The sequence below is a fragment of the Deltaproteobacteria bacterium genome (assembly GCA_016178705.1).
GTDB lineage: Bacteria > Desulfobacterota > Binatia > HRBIN30 > JACQVA1 > JACOST01.
This window is the reverse complement of sequence record JACOST010000014.1, coordinates 447,501-463,426: the sequence shown is the minus strand read 5'-3', so window position 1 is coordinate 463,426 and position 15,926 is coordinate 447,501. Positions and strand designations below refer to the sequence as shown.

The 15,926-nt window shown below is 63.8% G+C and carries 12 protein-coding genes and 1 pseudogene; 4 read left to right on the top strand and 9 right to left on the bottom strand.

Annotation, left to right across the window (positions count from 1 at the left end):
* Nucleotides 1–161 precede the first annotated feature (161 nt).
* Nucleotides 162–1,367, bottom strand: coding sequence for an SDR family oxidoreductase (locus HYR72_10120; protein MBI1815322.1), 1,206 nt, complete (start codon nucleotides 1,365–1,367; stop codon nucleotides 162–164).
* 172 nt (nucleotides 1,368–1,539) lie between these two features.
* Between HYR72_10120 and HYR72_10115 the strand changes: the two genes are divergently transcribed.
* Both HYR72_10115 and HYR72_10110 read left to right on the top strand, forming a co-directional pair.
* Nucleotides 1,540–2,526, top strand: coding sequence for a metalloregulator ArsR/SmtB family transcription factor (locus tag HYR72_10115; protein ID MBI1815321.1), 987 nt, complete (start codon nucleotides 1,540–1,542; stop codon nucleotides 2,524–2,526).
* Nucleotides 2,519–4,000 carry an adenosylhomocysteinase gene (locus HYR72_10110; protein MBI1815320.1) on the top strand — a complete coding sequence of 494 codons (1,482 nt, stop codon included), beginning with the start codon at nucleotides 2,519–2,521 and terminating at the stop codon, nucleotides 3,998–4,000. The genes HYR72_10115 and HYR72_10110 overlap by 8 nt, the downstream gene beginning before the upstream one ends.
* A gap of 150 nt (nucleotides 4,001–4,150) precedes the next feature.
* On the opposite strand, the gene HYR72_10105 is transcribed toward HYR72_10110, so the two are convergent.
* Nucleotides 4,151–4,723, bottom strand: a complete 573-nt coding sequence (locus tag HYR72_10105; protein ID MBI1815319.1) for a DUF4136 domain-containing protein — start codon at nucleotides 4,721–4,723, stop codon at nucleotides 4,151–4,153.
* Between the two features lie 107 nt (nucleotides 4,724–4,830).
* Between HYR72_10105 and ggt the strand changes: the two genes are divergently transcribed.
* Both ggt and HYR72_10095 read left to right on the top strand, forming a co-directional pair.
* On the top strand, nucleotides 4,831–6,561 hold the full coding sequence (gene ggt, locus HYR72_10100; GenBank protein MBI1815318.1) for a gamma-glutamyltransferase: 1,731 nt from the start codon (nucleotides 4,831–4,833) through the stop codon (nucleotides 6,559–6,561).
* 3 nt (nucleotides 6,562–6,564) lie between these two features.
* Nucleotides 6,565–7,509, top strand: coding sequence for a flippase-like domain-containing protein (locus HYR72_10095; GenBank protein MBI1815317.1), 945 nt, complete (start codon nucleotides 6,565–6,567; stop codon nucleotides 7,507–7,509).
* A gap of 57 nt (nucleotides 7,510–7,566) precedes the next feature.
* On the opposite strand, the gene HYR72_10090 is transcribed toward HYR72_10095, so the two are convergent.
* The 7 genes and pseudogenes from HYR72_10090 to HYR72_10060 form a co-directional block, all read right to left on the bottom strand.
* The gene (locus tag HYR72_10090) at nucleotides 7,567–8,862 is read right to left on the bottom strand and encodes an adenylosuccinate synthase (protein MBI1815316.1); all 1,296 of its coding nucleotides are present in this window, start codon (nucleotides 8,860–8,862) and stop codon (nucleotides 7,567–7,569) included.
* Between the two features lie 37 nt (nucleotides 8,863–8,899).
* Nucleotides 8,900–10,489 carry a phosphoglycerate dehydrogenase gene (locus HYR72_10085; GenBank protein MBI1815315.1) on the bottom strand — a complete coding sequence of 530 codons (1,590 nt, stop codon included), beginning with the start codon at nucleotides 10,487–10,489 and terminating at the stop codon, nucleotides 8,900–8,902.
* A gap of 12 nt (nucleotides 10,490–10,501) precedes the next feature.
* Nucleotides 10,502–11,656: an alanine--glyoxylate aminotransferase family protein gene (locus HYR72_10080; GenBank protein ID MBI1815314.1), complete on the bottom strand. Its 1,155-nt coding sequence runs from the start codon at nucleotides 11,654–11,656 to the stop codon at nucleotides 10,502–10,504.
* A 213-nt stretch (nucleotides 11,657–11,869) separates the two neighbouring features.
* Nucleotides 11,870–12,451, bottom strand: a complete 582-nt coding sequence (gene folE / locus HYR72_10075) for a GTP cyclohydrolase I FolE (protein ID MBI1815313.1) — start codon at nucleotides 12,449–12,451, stop codon at nucleotides 11,870–11,872.
* A gap of 60 nt (nucleotides 12,452–12,511) precedes the next feature.
* Nucleotides 12,512–13,546 carry a homoserine kinase gene (locus HYR72_10070; protein ID MBI1815312.1) on the bottom strand — a complete coding sequence of 345 codons (1,035 nt, stop codon included), beginning with the start codon at nucleotides 13,544–13,546 and terminating at the stop codon, nucleotides 12,512–12,514.
* Nucleotides 13,547–13,691: 145 nt separating this feature from the next.
* A complete protein-coding gene (locus HYR72_10065) occupies nucleotides 13,692–15,281 on the bottom strand; it encodes a glycerol-3-phosphate dehydrogenase/oxidase (protein ID MBI1815311.1) in 1,590 nt (529 codons plus the stop codon).
* Nucleotides 15,282–15,285: 4 nt separating this feature from the next.
* Nucleotides 15,286–15,882: pseudogene (locus tag HYR72_10060) on the bottom strand (sulfite oxidase-like oxidoreductase).
* Nucleotides 15,883–15,926 lie beyond the last annotated feature (44 nt).

Sequence of the window (15,926 nt, the reverse complement as noted above, 5' to 3'; positions counted from 1 at the left end):
ATGCATACATGCGTGCTGAGTTGCTAGCGGTGGCGGAGAGCCTTGTCGTATTCTCGAAACCGGGCGCGACGCTGCCAAATAAAATCTACCGGTTACCAACACGTTGCGATGCTGTGCTGGGCGCAGATAGAGTCACAATGACCGCCGTTGACCTCGGCGGGTCACCGCATCGCGGGCGGGGTTTGTTCGAGCACCACCTGTTCCGCCAGCAAAGTCATGGTCGAGCGCGGAACTATGCGGAGCGCATTCGCACGCGCCCAGTTGAACCATCCCGAAATCACCGACGGCTGCTGACCCAGCGCGTCGAACGCGAGTGCGACCACGTTCACGGCCGGCTCGCCAGTACCGCGCTCTTCACCGGCGACTTCGCGGAACTCCGACTCGGTCGGTCCCGGTTCAAGCACCAGTACGTCGACGCCGGTGCCGCGCAGTTCAGCCCACAGCGCTTCGCCGAACAGTTGATCAAACGCTTTGGTGGCGGCATAGAGCGCGTGGCGCGGCAACGGCTGGCGTCCGGCGATCGAACCGGTGACGATCATCGCACCGCGTCCGCGCTCGCGCATCGCCGGCAACAGCCGGCTCGCCAACACTACCGGCGCGACGCAGTTCACTTGCACCATCGCGCGCAAGCGTTCGGTGTCTTGCTTGTCGAAGCGGCCGGCGTACCCGAAGCCGGCGTTGTTGATGAACACGTCGATCTGCAGATCCTTGATGGCATCGAGTAACTGGTCGGTGCCGTGCGGATCGACGAGGTCGGCGGCGACCACACGCGTCGCGACGTGGTATTGCTGCTCCAGCTCCGTTGCCAATGTCCGCAAGCGATCTTCGCGCCGGGCAGTGAGCACGCACGACAGGCCCTCTTGGGCAAGCGCGCGCGCGAACTCGGCGCCGATCCCAGCCGAGGCACCGGTGATCAGCGCCCAGTCGCCGTAACGCTCGCGCAGCGATTGGCGCGGGCGGCCGAATCGATCGCGTTCGCGCCACAGCGCACTGGTCAGCACGCCGAATGGAACCAGCGACAGCAGACCGGTGAGCCAGCCGCGCGCGCCGCCGACGTACACGACGTTCCACACCAACATCCCGAACGCGACTTGGCCGGCGTACACGGCCGCCCACGGCCACATCCAGGCGCGCATGCGCCAGAAGCCGAACGCGCCGGCGGCGTAGATCGCCCAGTGCAGCGGCTCCGTCACCTTCGCCCACCGCCCGCGCAACAGGATGCCGAACCACGCCTCGGCATCCTGCGCCGCCGGCTTGACGAAGAAGTCCCACGGAATGTGGATCACCGCCAAGTACGCGCAAAACAGCATCAGCGCGTTCATCCACCACGGCCGCTGCTTCAGTCGTTCACGCCACCACTGTGCCATGAGCACTTCCTCCGTGTTGCGTTTGCGTTCGGAACCGAGGCCCCACCCTTAGCACACTGAGGGCAGCGGGAAAGTCCCGCCCTCCGACGGGCGCCAAGCGGCAAGGCCGGGGCTTTGGCGGGTTGACTCAACCCAGTTCCTATGCAACGCTTCATCCGGATTGACGGATTGAATGAGCAGCGCCACCCCCGACATCATCGGCTGGATGAATGCCCTCGCCGACGCCACTCGCGCGCGCACGTTGCGGCTGGTCGAACAGTACGAGCTGACCGTCGCCGACTTGTGCGCGGTGCTGCAGTTGCCACAGTCGACGGTGAGTCGCCATTTGAAGCTGCTCGCCGACGAGGGCTGGGTGAGCGCGCGTCCGGAAGGCACCAGCCGACTCTACCGCATGGATGTCGACGACCTCGAACCGGCGGCACGACGGTTGTGGAATCTCCTGCGCGAACAGACGGCATCGACCCGGGTCGCGGCGCACGACGCGCAGCGGCTGGCAACGATCTTGTCGGCACGGCAGACGCGCTCGCAGGCGTTCTTCAGCTCCGCCGCCGGGCAGTGGGATCATCTACGCCGCGAGATGTTCGGCGATCGCTTCGATCTCACGGCGCTCGCTGGGCTGCTCGAAGACACCTGGGTGCTCGGTGATCTCGGCTGCGGCACCGGGCAGGTCTCGGTGGCGGTAGCACCGTTCGTACGTCAGGTGATCGCCGTCGACAGCTCGCGCGCGATGCTCAAGGCGGCGCGCCAGCGGCTCGGAATGTTTCCGCACGTGGACATCCGCCACGGCGATCTCGAAGCGTTGCCGATCGACGATGCGACACTTGATGCCGCGGTGACGTGCTTGGTCCTGCATCACGTAGCCGATCCGCCGGCTGTGTTGCGCGCCGCGGCACGGACGCTGCGCCCCGGTGGACGATTGCTGGTCATCGACATGTTGGCGCACGAGCGGCGCGAGTATCAACAACAGATGGGACACGTGTGGCTGGGCTTTGAGCCGGCGCAAATCAGTGACTGGTTGCGCGATAGCGGATTCGAGCGCACTCGTGTCCAACCGCTACCACCGGCGCCGCAGGCCAAGGGCCCGGCGTTGTTTGCCGCCAGCGCGCGGCGTGTACCCCGCAACGGACATTCCAAACAGAGGAGGATTCACGATGAGTAAGAGCGCACAACTAAAGGCCGTGGTGCCCGCGAGCGAACGGCCCCGTTTCAAGGTGAAGGATCTGACCTTGGCCGAGCTCGGCCGCAAGGAGATCCGTTTGGCCGAGCAGGAGATGCCCGGTCTGATGGCGCTACGCGCTCAGCACGCGGCCACCCAACCGCTGCGCGGCGCGAAGATCATGGGCTCGCTGCACATGACCGTGCAGACCGCGGTGCTGATCGAAACGCTGATCGATCTTGGCGCCGACGTGCGCTGGGTCTCGTGCAACATCTTCAGCACGCAGGACACCGCCGCCGCCGCGGTGGCCGTCGGCCGCACCGGCACCGTGAGCAACCCGCAAGGCACTGCTGTGTTTGCCTGGAAGGGCGAGACGCTCGAAGAGTACTGGTGGTGTACCAACGAGGCGTTGGTGTGGCCCGACGGCTCGGGCCCCGATCTCATTGTCGATGACGGTGGCGACGCGACGCTGCTCGTGCACAAGGGTCTGGAGTTCGAGAAGGCCGGACGCGTGCCTGATTTCGATCTGAAGAACGATGCGGAAGAGTGGGGCATCATCCTCGACCTCGTGCGTCGCTTGCAGAAGGAAGCGCCGGGTCAGTGGCAGCGCGTCACCCCGAACATCCGCGGCGTGAGCGAAGAGACGACAACCGGCGTCCATCGCCTCTACGAAATGGCCAAGAATACGACGTTGCTGTTCCCGGCGATCAACGTCAACGACTCGGTCACCAAGAGCAAGTTCGACAACATCTACGGCTGCCGTCATTCGCTCATCGACGGACTCAACCGCGCCAGCGACGTCATGCTCGGCGGCAAGGTCGCCGTCGTTTGCGGCTTCGGTGAAGTGGGCAAAGGCTGCGCCGAATCGCTGCGCGGCCAGGGCTGTCGTGTCATCGTTACCGAGATCGATCCGATCTGCGCGCTGCAGGCGGCGATGCAAGGCTACCAAGTCGCCACGCTCGAAGACTTCGTCAGCACGGCGGACATCTTTGTCACCACCACGGGCAATTTCGGGATCATCACCGCCGAGCACATGACGCGGATGAAGGACAAGGCGATCGTCGGCAACATCGGCCACTTCGACAACGAGATCGACATGGCCGGGCTGGCGAAGGTCCGGGGAATCAAGCGCATCAACATCAAGCCGCAGTACGACGAGTGGGTGTTCCCCGACAACCATTCGGTGCTCGTGCTCGCCGAAGGCCGCCTGCTCAATCTCGGCTGCGCCACCGGACACCCGTCGTTCGTGATGAGCGCGTCATTCACCAACCAGGTGCTGGCGCAGCTCGAGTTGTGGCAGCGGGCGAAGGAATACGAGCGCAAGGTCTACATGCTGCCGAAGCGGCTCGACGAAGAAGTTGCCCGCCTGCACCTGGCCAAGCTGGGCGTGAAACTGACCACACTCACGCCGAAGCAAGCCGAGTACATCGGCGTGCCGATCGACGGACCGTACAAGCCCGAGCACTATCGCTACTAAGGGACCAAGGCACCCCTCGATACGCCGGCCTTCGATACGAAGCCTTCGGCGTCTACTCAGGCCGGCTACTCGGGGAAACGGTTAGCTCTTCGAGGCTCCCAAAATCCGTTTGCCCGAGTAGATCGCGTAGCGATCGCATCGAGGGCCGCCTCAACGCGGCGGGAATTGGGTCAACATTTCGCGTACGGCTTGGTTGACGCGCTCGCCTTGATTCTCCGCCTGATTCGGATTGACTGCCGCCTGCGCGTAGGCGCGCCAGATCATGCGCTTGCTGGCGGGATCGACGATGTCGAGGAACAGCGTGCCTTCTTGATAGCCGATCACGTACGCGTCTTGCGGACTGTCGGAACCACCGCTCTGGCGATACCAGTAGTAATCTTGAAACGTCTTCACGGTCGTCTCGCGCACACGGATGCGATAGCCGATGAGAAAATTGGCGCCGCCCGGACGCTTGATGTAGCCCTTCGCCGCCAACTGATTCTCCACCGCTGTGCGGATGCGCCAATCCGCCATCTCGGTCTGCCCCTTCGGTACCACCGGCGACTCGGTGGCGGCCGGTAGCCAATCGTAGGTGCGATAGGTCGAGAAACTCGCCGACGGATCGTACTCGACCTTGACGGGAATGGTAGTCGAGCACGCGGCGAGTGCGACGAACGTGAGCGCGGCGAATCGTTGGCCCATCCGCTGCACGGGTCGCCTGCGCCGAAGCGGGACCATCTTCATCGCGTTTTTCTAGCGCACCCGAGCGACGGCGTCACGTGGTCGCCTAGGGCCTCTTTCATCGAAGGACTCGTTTGCGTCTCCGCTGCTTTCCGCTAAGTATCGCCGCCGTGAGTTGGGACGAGCGAACAATCGAACGCCAAGACCAGAAGGGTCCATCAACCTTCTTCTCTGCATCGCTACGGCTCTGCGTCTGTGCGGTGGGCATCTCCCTTGTGTTCCACGGAGTCGCCGCCGCCGAGTTGGCGACACACGGGATGGTGGTGTCGGAGCACGCGCTGGCGTCGGCGGCGGGGGTCGAGATTCTGCAGAAGGGCGGCAACGCGATTGATGCGGCAGCGGCAACGGCGTTGGCGGTCGGGGTGACGAACCCGACCTCCTGCGGCATCGGCGGCGGCGGCTTTTTGCTCGCGTATTTCCCTGGCACGCAGCGCGCGGTGGCGCTCGACTATCGCGAACGCGCTCCGGCGGCGGCCACGCGCGAGATGTTCATCCGTGACGGCAAAGCGGATCCAGCGCTGAGCCGCAGTGGTGGATTGGCGATTGCGGTGCCGGGCGAAGTCGCCGGTCTGACCCACGCCGTCCGTCGCTACGGCCGGTTGCCGTTTGCAACCGTGATCGCACCGGCCGTACGTTTGGCGCGCGACGGTTTTCCGATCGGCGCGCACTTGGCCGAATCGATCGCGCACAATCGCGACGTGATCCAAACCTTCCCCGCGCTCGCTGCGGTGCTGCTGCATCCCGATGGCTCGCCGCGCGCCGCTGGTGAGCCGTTAAAGCAACCGGCGCTGGCGCATACGTTGGAGAACATTGCCGAACAGGGGCCGGATGCGTTCTACCGCGGCGCCGTCGCCGCAGACATCGTCGATGCGACCCGCACGGCCGGCGGCATTCTCACCGTCGAAGACCTTGCGCAGTACCGCCCGACGGCGCGCACGCCGCTGCGCGGCGGCTACCGTGGCCATGAAGTGCTCACCATGCCGCCGCCCAGTTCCGGTGGCGGCGTGTTGCTGGAGATTCTCAACATCATCGCGCGTGACGACCTCGTTGCGCTGGGCCACAATTCGCCGACGACGTTGCACCTGCTGGTGGAAGCCATGAAGCACGCGTTCGCCGATCGCGCGGAAGTCTACGGCGATCCCGACTTCGTGTCGGTGCCGTTGCCGCGCCTGCTGTCGCTGCGTTACGCGACGGCGGTACGCGACAGCATCAGCACACGCACGACCTTCGATCGCGACTTCTACGGTGCCGCCGAGCCGTCGCGCGACGCCGGTACCTCGCACCTGTCGGTGATCGACGCCGACGGCAATGCAGTGGCCGTGACGACGACGGTCAACACCGCCTTCGGCTCGATGGTGCTGGCGCCGCAGAGCGGCGTGATCCTCAACAACGAGATGGATGACTTCGCCGCGCAGCCAGGTGTGCCGAATGTGTTCGGTTTGATCGGTGCGGCCGCCAACGCGGTGGCGCCGCACAAGCGGCCGCTGAGCAGCATGACGCCGACGATCGTGCTCGATCACAACCGCGCGATGTTGATTGCCGGCGGCTCGGGCGGACCGGTCATCATCACCGCGACGTTGCAGACGCTGCTCAACGTCGTCGACTTTGACTTCGACGTGAACGCGGCAGTGGCGGCGTCGCGGGTACACGATCAGTGGGTGCCGGAAGTGTTGGCGGTCGAGCCGGGCATCGATGTCATGACGCGCACGGCGTTGGAACGTCTCGGGCATCATGTGCGCGAAGTCCCGAACTTGGCAGCGGTTCAGGCCGTGCGCGTGACCGCCGGCGGCTACACCGGCGCGGCCGATCCGCGCAAGGGCGGCGCGGCGCAGGGGTGGTAGCGCATGCTGGAACACTTCAAACGGGCGCTCGGGTCGTTCTGGTTCAAGGCCGGCCTGAGCACGGCGCTGCTCGCACTCCTGATGTACAAGACCGACGTCAGAGAGTTGGCCGGAGTGGTCCGCCGAGCACAACCCGGGTGGGTGCTGCTGGCGTTCGCTGGCTACCTGAGCAGCCAGATACTGAGCGTGCAGCGCTGGCGCATGCTGGCGCGGCCGCTCGGCTTCGACGAACCGTTCAGCCGCTACTTCACCTGCTACTTCAGCGGCATGTATCTCAATCTGTTTGCGCCAAGCACGGTGGCGGGCGATGTCGCGCGGGCGATCTTCCTCGCCGGCGGACAAAAGCGCCGGACGCTGGCGTTCACGTCAGTGATCGCCGACCGCGGACTCGGCTTCATCGCGCTCATTTGGGTAGGGGCCATCGCGATCGTGTTGCAGCCTTCGTATAGGATTCCAGCCCCACTGTACTATGGCGCGTGGATCGTGCCGCCGGGCACGTTAGCGGCCTGGCTGTGGGGTCCGCCACTGCTGGTGCGCTCGCTTCCGCCATCGAACAAGTGGCGGATACTAGTCGAGCAAGAGATCGCCGCCTATTGGAATGACTGGCAACTGCTGGTGCGAACGACTCTGCTGGCGATGGTGTTCCACGTGATCCAAGTCGCGACCCAAGTCGTATTGGCGTGGGCCTTGAACATTCAGGCGCCGGCGTCCTTCTTCTTCATCTTCGTGCCGGTGGTGAACACGCTCGGGATGATCCCGATCAGCTTCAGCGGGGTTGGCATCCGTGAATACGGCTATTCAGTTGCGCTCGCGAGCGTCGGCGTCGACCACGAAATGGCCGTCGCCCTCGGTTTGCTGTCGAGCGTGGTCGTGCTGGCCACCGGGGTGTCGTCCGCGCTGGTGTTCTTGACCAACAGTGCGCCGCGAGTCGTTCCAGCGGAAGAGTGAGTTCGTGGATCGTGTCCGGAGGTGAAACTCGCGACGATTCGCGAACACGTCCACGACTCACCCATTGAACGGATTGGCGAGGACGATGGTCTCTTGGCGGCGGACGCCGACGCCGATCATCATCATCGGCGTGTTGGTCAGCTCTTCGAGGCGGCGGATGTAGCGCTCGGCGTTCTCGGGAAGGTCGGCGCGTTGGCGCGCGTTGCTGAGCGGTTGCTGCCAGCCGGGGAGGTCCTCGTAGATTGGGACAACGCCGCGCAAGACGGCGGCGCTCGCGGGCATCTCGTCGATGCGCTTGCCGTTGAAGTCGTAGGCCACACACACCTTGATCGGATCGATCCCGGTGAGCACGTCGATCTTGGTGAGCGCCATGCCGTTCATGCCGTTGAGGCGCGCGGCGTGGCGGACGACCACCGCGTCGAACCAGCCGCAGCGGCGCGGGCGACCGGTGGTGGCGCCGAACTCATCGCCGTCCTGTCGCAGCTTGGTGCCGAGCGCGTCGTGCAACTCGGTCGGAAACGGCCCGGCGCCGACGCGTGTGGTGTAGGCTTTGGTGATCCCCACCACGCTGGAGATGCGGCGCGGCGCGATGCCCGCGCCGGTGCAGGCGGCGCCGGCAATGGTGTTCGAGGACGTGACGTAGGGATACGTGCCGTGGTCAACGTCGAGCATCGTCCCTTGTCCGCCTTCGAGCAAGATGCGTTTGCCCTGCGCGAGGGAGCGATCAAGGTACAGGCTGGCGTCGATGACGTGGACGGCGATGCGATCGCGCATCGCGCGGTACTGATTGTAGATCGTATCGAAGTCGAGCCGCTTCTCTTTGAGGATGGCGTCGAGGTAGATGTTGCGCTCGTCCATGGCGCGGCGCAGGGCGTCTTCGAACACGTCCTCGTCGAGGAAATCGGCGACGCGGATGCCGATGCGCGCCATCTTGTCTTCATACGTTGGACCGATGCCGCGACCCGTCGTGCCGATACGGCCCTCGCCGCGGACGCGCTCGCGGGCCTGATCGATGGCGCGATGAAACGGCATGATCAGATGCGCACGGTCGCTGATCTTGAGCATCTGGTCGTCGACGAGGTAGCCACGCTTGCGCAGCGCATCGAACTCCTTGAGCAACTCTTCGGGATCGATGACGACGCCGTTGCCGATGACGCACACGGTGCCGTCGTGCAGTACGCCGGACGGGATCAGGTGGAGGACGGTCTTCTCGTCGCCCACCACCACCGTGTGGCCGGCGTTGTTGCCGCCTTGATAGCGCACGACGACATCGGCGTGCTCGGCCAATATGTCGACGACTTTTCCTTTTCCTTCATCGCCCCATTGGGCACCGACAACAACGACAGCAGGCATGACTTGGGCCTCACACGCGCGCGGATGTCCGCCAACGCTACAACGTGATCAACTGCGCCGTCACGATCGGCGGCAGAGTGCGGAGTTTGGCGAGTACGGTGGGTGTCACCGGCTCGTCGATATGGAACAGTGAGATCGCCAAGCCGCCGACTTTCTCGCGGCCGAGTTCGATGCTGGCAATGTTGATCTTTTCCTCGCCGAGTAATGTGCCGATGGCGCCGACGACGCCGGGCACATCGCGATTGGTCGACATGAGAATGTACCCCTCGGGCACGGCTTCGAGATAGAAGTCGTTGATGCGCACCAAGCGCACGACACGGCGGCCGAAGATGACGCCCGCCACCGTGCTGTCGCCTTGGCTCGTGACCACGCGCACGGTGACCTGGTTGACGTAGCCTTTGGCCTGACTGGTCTTCGACTCAACGACCTTGATGCCGCGATCGCGCGCGATCGCGGCAGCGTTGACGTAATTGACCTCGCCCTTTTCGAGCACGCGGTTGAGCAGCCCGCGTAGTACGGCGAGCGTGACAGACTTCACGTCCTGGTCGGCGACCTCGCCGGCGTACTCGATCTGCACCTCGCGCGGGGCGCCGCTGAGGAGTTGCCCCTGCAAGGTGCCGAGCTTCTCGGCGAGCGTGAGATACGGCGTGAGGATTTCGAGCAACTCGGGACTCATCGACGGGACGTTGACCGCGTTCTGGATGACCCCGTCGCTGAGATAGTTGACGAGCTGCTCGGCGATGGCGATGGCGACGTTGACCTGCGCCTCGCTGGTGGCGGCGCCGAGGTGTGGCGTGCAGATGACCTGTGCGAGCTTGAGCAACGGATGATCCGGTGGCGGCGGCTCTTCGGCAAACACGTCGAGTGCAGCGCCGGCGACTTTACCGCCTTCGATCGCTGTCGCGAGTGCGGCCTCATCAACAATGCCGCCGCGCGCGCAGTTGATGAGCCGAACGCCCTTCTTCATCTTGTTGAAGGCGGCGGTGCTGACGAGGTTGCGGGTGTCGGCATTGAGCGGCGTGTGAATGCTGATGAAGTCGGCGCGCGCCCACAGTTCGTCGAGGGTTACCAACTCCACGCCGAGGCGCGCGGCGGCTTCGGGAGCGATGAAGGGATCGAAGGCGATGACCTTCATGTGCAAGCCCTGCGCACGATCGGCGACCAGGCCGCCGATGTTGCCGATGCCGACGATGCCGAGGGTCTTGTTGGAGAGTTCGGTGCCCATGAAGCGGCCCTTCTCCCATTTGCCGGCTTTCATCGATGCCGTGGCTTGCGGGATCGAACGGGCGAGCGACAGCAGCATGCTGATGGCGTGCTCGGCGGTGGTGACGTTGTTACCGCCGGGCGTGTTCATGACCACGACGCCTTGCTTCGTAGCGGCCTCGACGTCGACGTTGTCCACGCCGATGCCGGCGCGGCCGACGACTCGCAGATTTTTGGCGGCGGCGAGCACGGCCGCGGTGACTTTGGTTTCGCTGCGGATGATCAGGCCGTGGTAGTCGGGAATCTTGGCGACAAGCTCGGCGGGCGTGAGCCCCGGCTTGTGATCGACTTCGATGCCGGGGGCAGCGCGCAGGATATCCATCCCTTCGGCGGCGAGTTTGTCGGACACCAGTACGCGCTGCATGGCCGCTTCACTCTAGCTGCGCGGAGGCAGCGCTTCCATGAGCACCGCTTGCGCAGCGGCGACACCCCGGCCGAGTTCGAGCGGGTGGCCGAAGTGGCGTAACGCCATCTCGAAGGCGGCGATGGCGGTGATGATATCGAACGCGCCGGTGTGACCAAGGTGGCCGATGCGAACGATCTTGCCCTTCAGTTGATCTTGGCCGCCCATGAACGTGACGCCCATCCGATCGCGCAAGTAGCCGACCAGCTTACCGCCGTCGACATCGTCGGGAACGAAGATCGAGGTGAGCGCCGGGCTGGGTGCATCGGGAGCAACCAGTCGGAGGTTCAACGCGGTGGCGGCCGCGCGGGTCGCCGCAGCGAGACGGGCGTGGCGCGCGAAGACGTTAGGCAGCCCCTCTTCTAGCATGATCGCAAGCGCTTCGCGCAATCCAGTGATCAATGAGATCGCCGGCGTCCATGCGGTGGTGTCCTTGGCCAGGTTGTCGCGTTCGCGCGCGAAGTCGAAGTAGAAACGCGGCAGCTTGGCTTCCTTGGTGCGCTGCCAGGCGCGTTCGCTCAACGCGGCGAAGGCGAGACCGGGCGGCAGCATGAGCGCCTTCTGCGATCCCGTGATCAGCACGTCGACGCCCCAGCGATCCATTGGGACATCGAACACCCCGACCGCCGTGATGCCGTCGACGATCAGCAGCGCGTCGCTCTGCCGCGTCAGCTTGGCGATCTCTTCGGTCGGATGCAGCGCGCCCGTGGAGGTCTCGCTGGCTTGCATCAAGACGCCGCGGATTGAGCGGTGCTCGGCAAGTGCCTGGCGGACGGACTCGACATGGGCGCTGCGACCCCATTCCACTCTGAGCTCGCGGGCCTTCAATCCGTACGTCGTCGCGATCTTGGTCCAGCGCTCGCCGAACTTGCCACCGTTGATGACGAGCACTTCGTCGCCGGGCGAAAACAGGTTGGTGACCGAGCCTTCCATCGCGCCGGTGCCGGAGGCGGCGAGGATCAGCACGTCCTGCGCGGTCTGGAACACCGACTTCAAGTCGCGTTTGGCGTCGGCGAAGATGCTGCTGAACTGAGGTGTGCGGTGGTGGATTATGGGCTGAGCCATCGCCAACAACACGCGGGGCGGCACGGGCGTCGGCCCGGGGGCAATCAGGTAGTTCTTGATCACTGGAGTACCTCGTGTGGCCAAAAAAAGGCCTGAACCTCAACAGCCAGAGGCCCAGGCGAACGGCCAACTGACGGGACGCACTTCCTCGTGGTTACTTCCACGCGCGCCAGTCGTGCAACCCGAAAAATCCGCTGCGTCGCTTAGCCTATCGCTGGTGGCCGTGTCAATGTTGTCAGCCCGCGACCGTTGGTGTTCGCGTCGACGGGCGTGGAACTAGCGTGCATTGCCATTGTGAACCAGCGTCATGAATTCCTGCCGGGTCTCCTGATGATTGCGGAATACCCCGAGCATGGCGCTGGTAACGACGATGGAGTTCTGCTTTTCGACCCCGCGCATGCGCATGCAGAGATGCTCGGCGTGCAACACGACCGCGACGCCGAGCGGATCGAGAGTATCCATAAGCGTGTTCGCGATCTGGGTGGTCATCCGTTCCTGCACCTGCAGCCGGCGCGAATAAACGTCGACCAAGCGGGCGAGTTTGCTGATGCCGACGATGCGGTGCTGGGGGATGTAGGCGACGTGAGCTTTGCCGAAGAACGGCAGGATGTGGTGCTCGCAGAGGGAGAAGAAGTCAAGATCGCGCAGCACAATCATCTCTTGGTAGTCTTCGGTGAACAACGCGTCGTTGATGACCTCTTTGGGGTCTTGCGAGTAGCCGCGGGTGAGGAACTCGAGCGACCGGGCCACACGTTGCGGCGTCTTCGCCAGTCCCTCACGCTCGGGATCCTCCCCGAGGTGGCGGAGCATCTCGCGCACCAATGGCTCGATTGCGGGCCGGTCTGGGCTGCGGCTCATGGTCGGACGATCTTAGTGGAAATCCGGATCGTCGCAAGTAGCGACGGCAGCTGGCGGAAACTAGCGGCGCTTGGCGACCGCCTTCACCTTCTGGTACTTGCGGTAGTCGTACCCGGTAGCCATCGCCATCAGGAGCGCTTCCATGCCACCTTCGCGTTCACGTCGCAGGATGCGCAGCCGATCGTAGAAATCCTGGAAGTCTTTGTTGATGCGCTGGCGTTCATCGACTGGATTGAGAAAGAAGTCGCGCAGCCGCGTAACCGTGAAACGGAAAGCGGCGAAGCGCAGCTCGTTGGGGAATGCGTCCCACTCTGCGAGTGACAGCGTGCGCAGCGCCTCGTAGCCACCGATGAGAGCTTCGAACCGCTTGATGGAGTAACCGGGGCCAGTCTCGAAGCAAAGGGAGTTCACAGCGGTGGCAAGGTCGAAGACAAACTTGCCGCGGCAGGCCGCCTCAAAATCGAGCACGCCGACCACCTTCTCACCCTTGAACATGAGATTATCAGCAAACAGGTCACCGTGAATGATCCCTTTCGGCAACTTGCCTTCCAGGTAGTGATGCAAGTACTCGATCTCGTCATCGAGGGTGCGCGTAATTTTCTTGAAGTAGTGCGGCAGCCGCCCGCGCACATCGAGATAAATCTCGGCGACGCGGTCAAACCCGAAGCGGTTCTCGATCCCCTTCTTGTAGGCTTTGCCGAAGAGATGGAGGTCGGCGAGCACGCGGCCGATGTTTTCCAACTGGGCTAGCGAGACATCCTCCGGATCGATAAAGCGGCCGTCAATGTGGCGATACACCGAAAGAGACTTGCCGCCCCAGTCGCGATAGTGCCGGTTGTTGCGATCAGCGAGGGGTACCGGGCAGGGGAAGCCGTGCTTACGGAGGAACACGAGCAGGTCTTGCTCGCGCTTGACGTCGATCTCGCTCTTCACCTCGTCGATCTTGACGACGTACTTCCCTTTGGCCGTCTCGACGAGGTAGTGCGTGTTCACGGATCCCTGACGGATCTCGCGCACCGAGGTCGCCTTGGGAAGGCCGTAGGTGGCGATGATCTCGCCGATCTCTCGCTTACTTAGCACTGTGTAGACCGCCATAAGTCCAGCGTGGGCTTCGCGTTCTGACGCAGGCGCGAACCCGCACGATTTTATAACAGAATCACCGTGCCTATAGCCCCTTTCGGCAAAAATTGTCAAGAAACTTTTTCAGTACGACCAGCAATGGTGTCCGATAATTTTTGAGTTACGAGAGCTTCGAGTCGGAGTTCCGCACCAGCGTGTCAACGAGCGCTTTGACTTCCTCGGCTGCCTTCGAGGCGGCGGCCTGATCGCGCATCGCCATCGGGGTTCGTCGCCTCAAAACATCTTCCGCATCGAGCGCCATCTCCGCTTGTACGGCATAGACGGCCTCTCCCCTCGTATACGGCATTCCTGCGACGAGCGGATGGGAAAGATCGGCCCGTTCTTGCATCAGCGCCATGACTTCAGGAGCCCTTTCGCCGTAGCGCTGCTCCAGCCGATCCGCTTCGACGCGCCAGCGCCCATTCTTGTGTGCGGTACCACCCGCGAGCGGAACCTTGTGATGGCGTCGCCGCCGACGAGTGGGTTTGCCCCCGAGCTGGCCAATAATGTGATCGGTGACGGTCGCTGCGACGGCTCGAAAGGTAGTCAGCTTCCCCCCCGCGAGCGTGACCAATCCCGATGGGCTGCTCAGGATGCGCTCCTCGCGCGAGACCGCGGAGGGATTGCGAGCATCTTCAGGGGCCACCAGCGGTCGCAGCCCGGCAAAGCTCCCGACGACATCGCTGCGGACCAATCGGGCATGTGGATAAAATGCATTGACTGCTTCGAGCAGATACTCAACGTCTTCGGGGTCAACCGACACGGTGTCGGGTGATCCGGTGAAGTCCGTATCGGTAGTTCCGATTAGCGTACGATCGTCCCACGGAATGACGAACAAAATCCGACCATCGCGCGGCGCGCGCAGGACGACGGCGAAGCGATTGTCGACCCGCGACCGTGGTACGACGATATGCGCGCCTTTGGTGAGCCGCAGGCAAGGCACCACCGCCGGATTATCGAGCCGGCGAACCTCATCGACCCATGGACCGGTCGCGTTGACCACCACGCGTGCATGGATGGTGTAGCGACCGGCGCCTCGCTCGTCTCGGATCTCGGCTCCCGTGATTCGCCCTCCGTCTTTCACGAGTTCGAGTAGTCGGACGTAGTTGGCTACCACTGCCCCGGCTCCGCTCGCGCCCAGAATCGTTTCGAGCGTCAGCCTGGCGTCGTCGGTGGCGCAGTCATAGTAGAGTTCGGCGCCTTTCAGCTGGGCTTGCTGCAGGCCTGGTTCCAACTCGGCCACCCGCTTGGGCGACAGCAGGCGGTGCATCCTAATGTTGCGAAAGGCGGCGAGCAGATCGTAGACCCACATGCCGACTTCGAGGCGGAAGATTCCGACCGGGTCCCCACGATAGACTGGAAACAGAAAAGGGATCGGTTTGACGAGGTGGGGCGCTACGTAGCGGCGCAGGCGATCACGTTCGAGGCAGGCCTCGCGTACCAGGCGAAAGTCCCCCAACTCCAGATAGCGCAATCCGCCGTGGATCAGCTTCGAGGATCGGCTGCTGGTCCCGCTCGCGAAGTCGCCCTTTTCGATGAGCGCGACCCGGAGGCCGCGCAGTGCAGCGTCGCGCGCGATGCCCGCGCCGTTGATCCCGCCACCGATCACCAGCAGGTCAAACTCTTCGCTGCCGAGCCGCGCCAAATTGTTACGGCGCACCGCCGGTGAGAGTGTGGTTGGTCCGCGTCGCGTGGGATCGAGCTGAGGCACGCATCTACTCCTGATCGCTGTAACGTTCCTCGGTCCACGGATCGCCGTGGGTATGGTAGCCGCGCGATTCCCAGAAACCGCGTCGATTCTCCGTGGCGAACTCGATCGCGCGGACCCATTTCGCGCTCTACCAGGCGTAGAGCTTCGGCACCACCAGCCGCAGTGGCCAGCCATGCTCTGGAGTGAGATTGTGGCCGTCGTGTCGATGGGCGAAGATTACGGCGGGATCGAGAAACTCGTCCAGAGTCAGGTTGGTGGTGTAGCCGCCATCGCAATGGACGAGAACGAACTGACCCTCAGGCTTGCGATCGACCGCTGCGACCAGATCGCGTGCCAGCACTCCGTCCCATCGGTTATCGAGCCGCGACCAGGTGGTGACGCAATGGAAATCGGTCAGGACAGAACTCTGAGGCAACGCCCGAAACTGTTCGAACGAGAACCGCAACGGCGACCGCACTTCGCCGAAGACGCGAAAGTCCCAGGTCGCCGCGTCGACTCGCGGTGTCGGACCGTAGCTCAAGACCGGCCATTTCTGGGTAACCGATTGCCCGGGCGGCACACGTGGGCGTTCGGCCGTTGGGTTCGTGCGAGTCACTGGCAATCGATTGTAACCGAAATCCGTCTGCTGTCACGCACAAGTCGCGC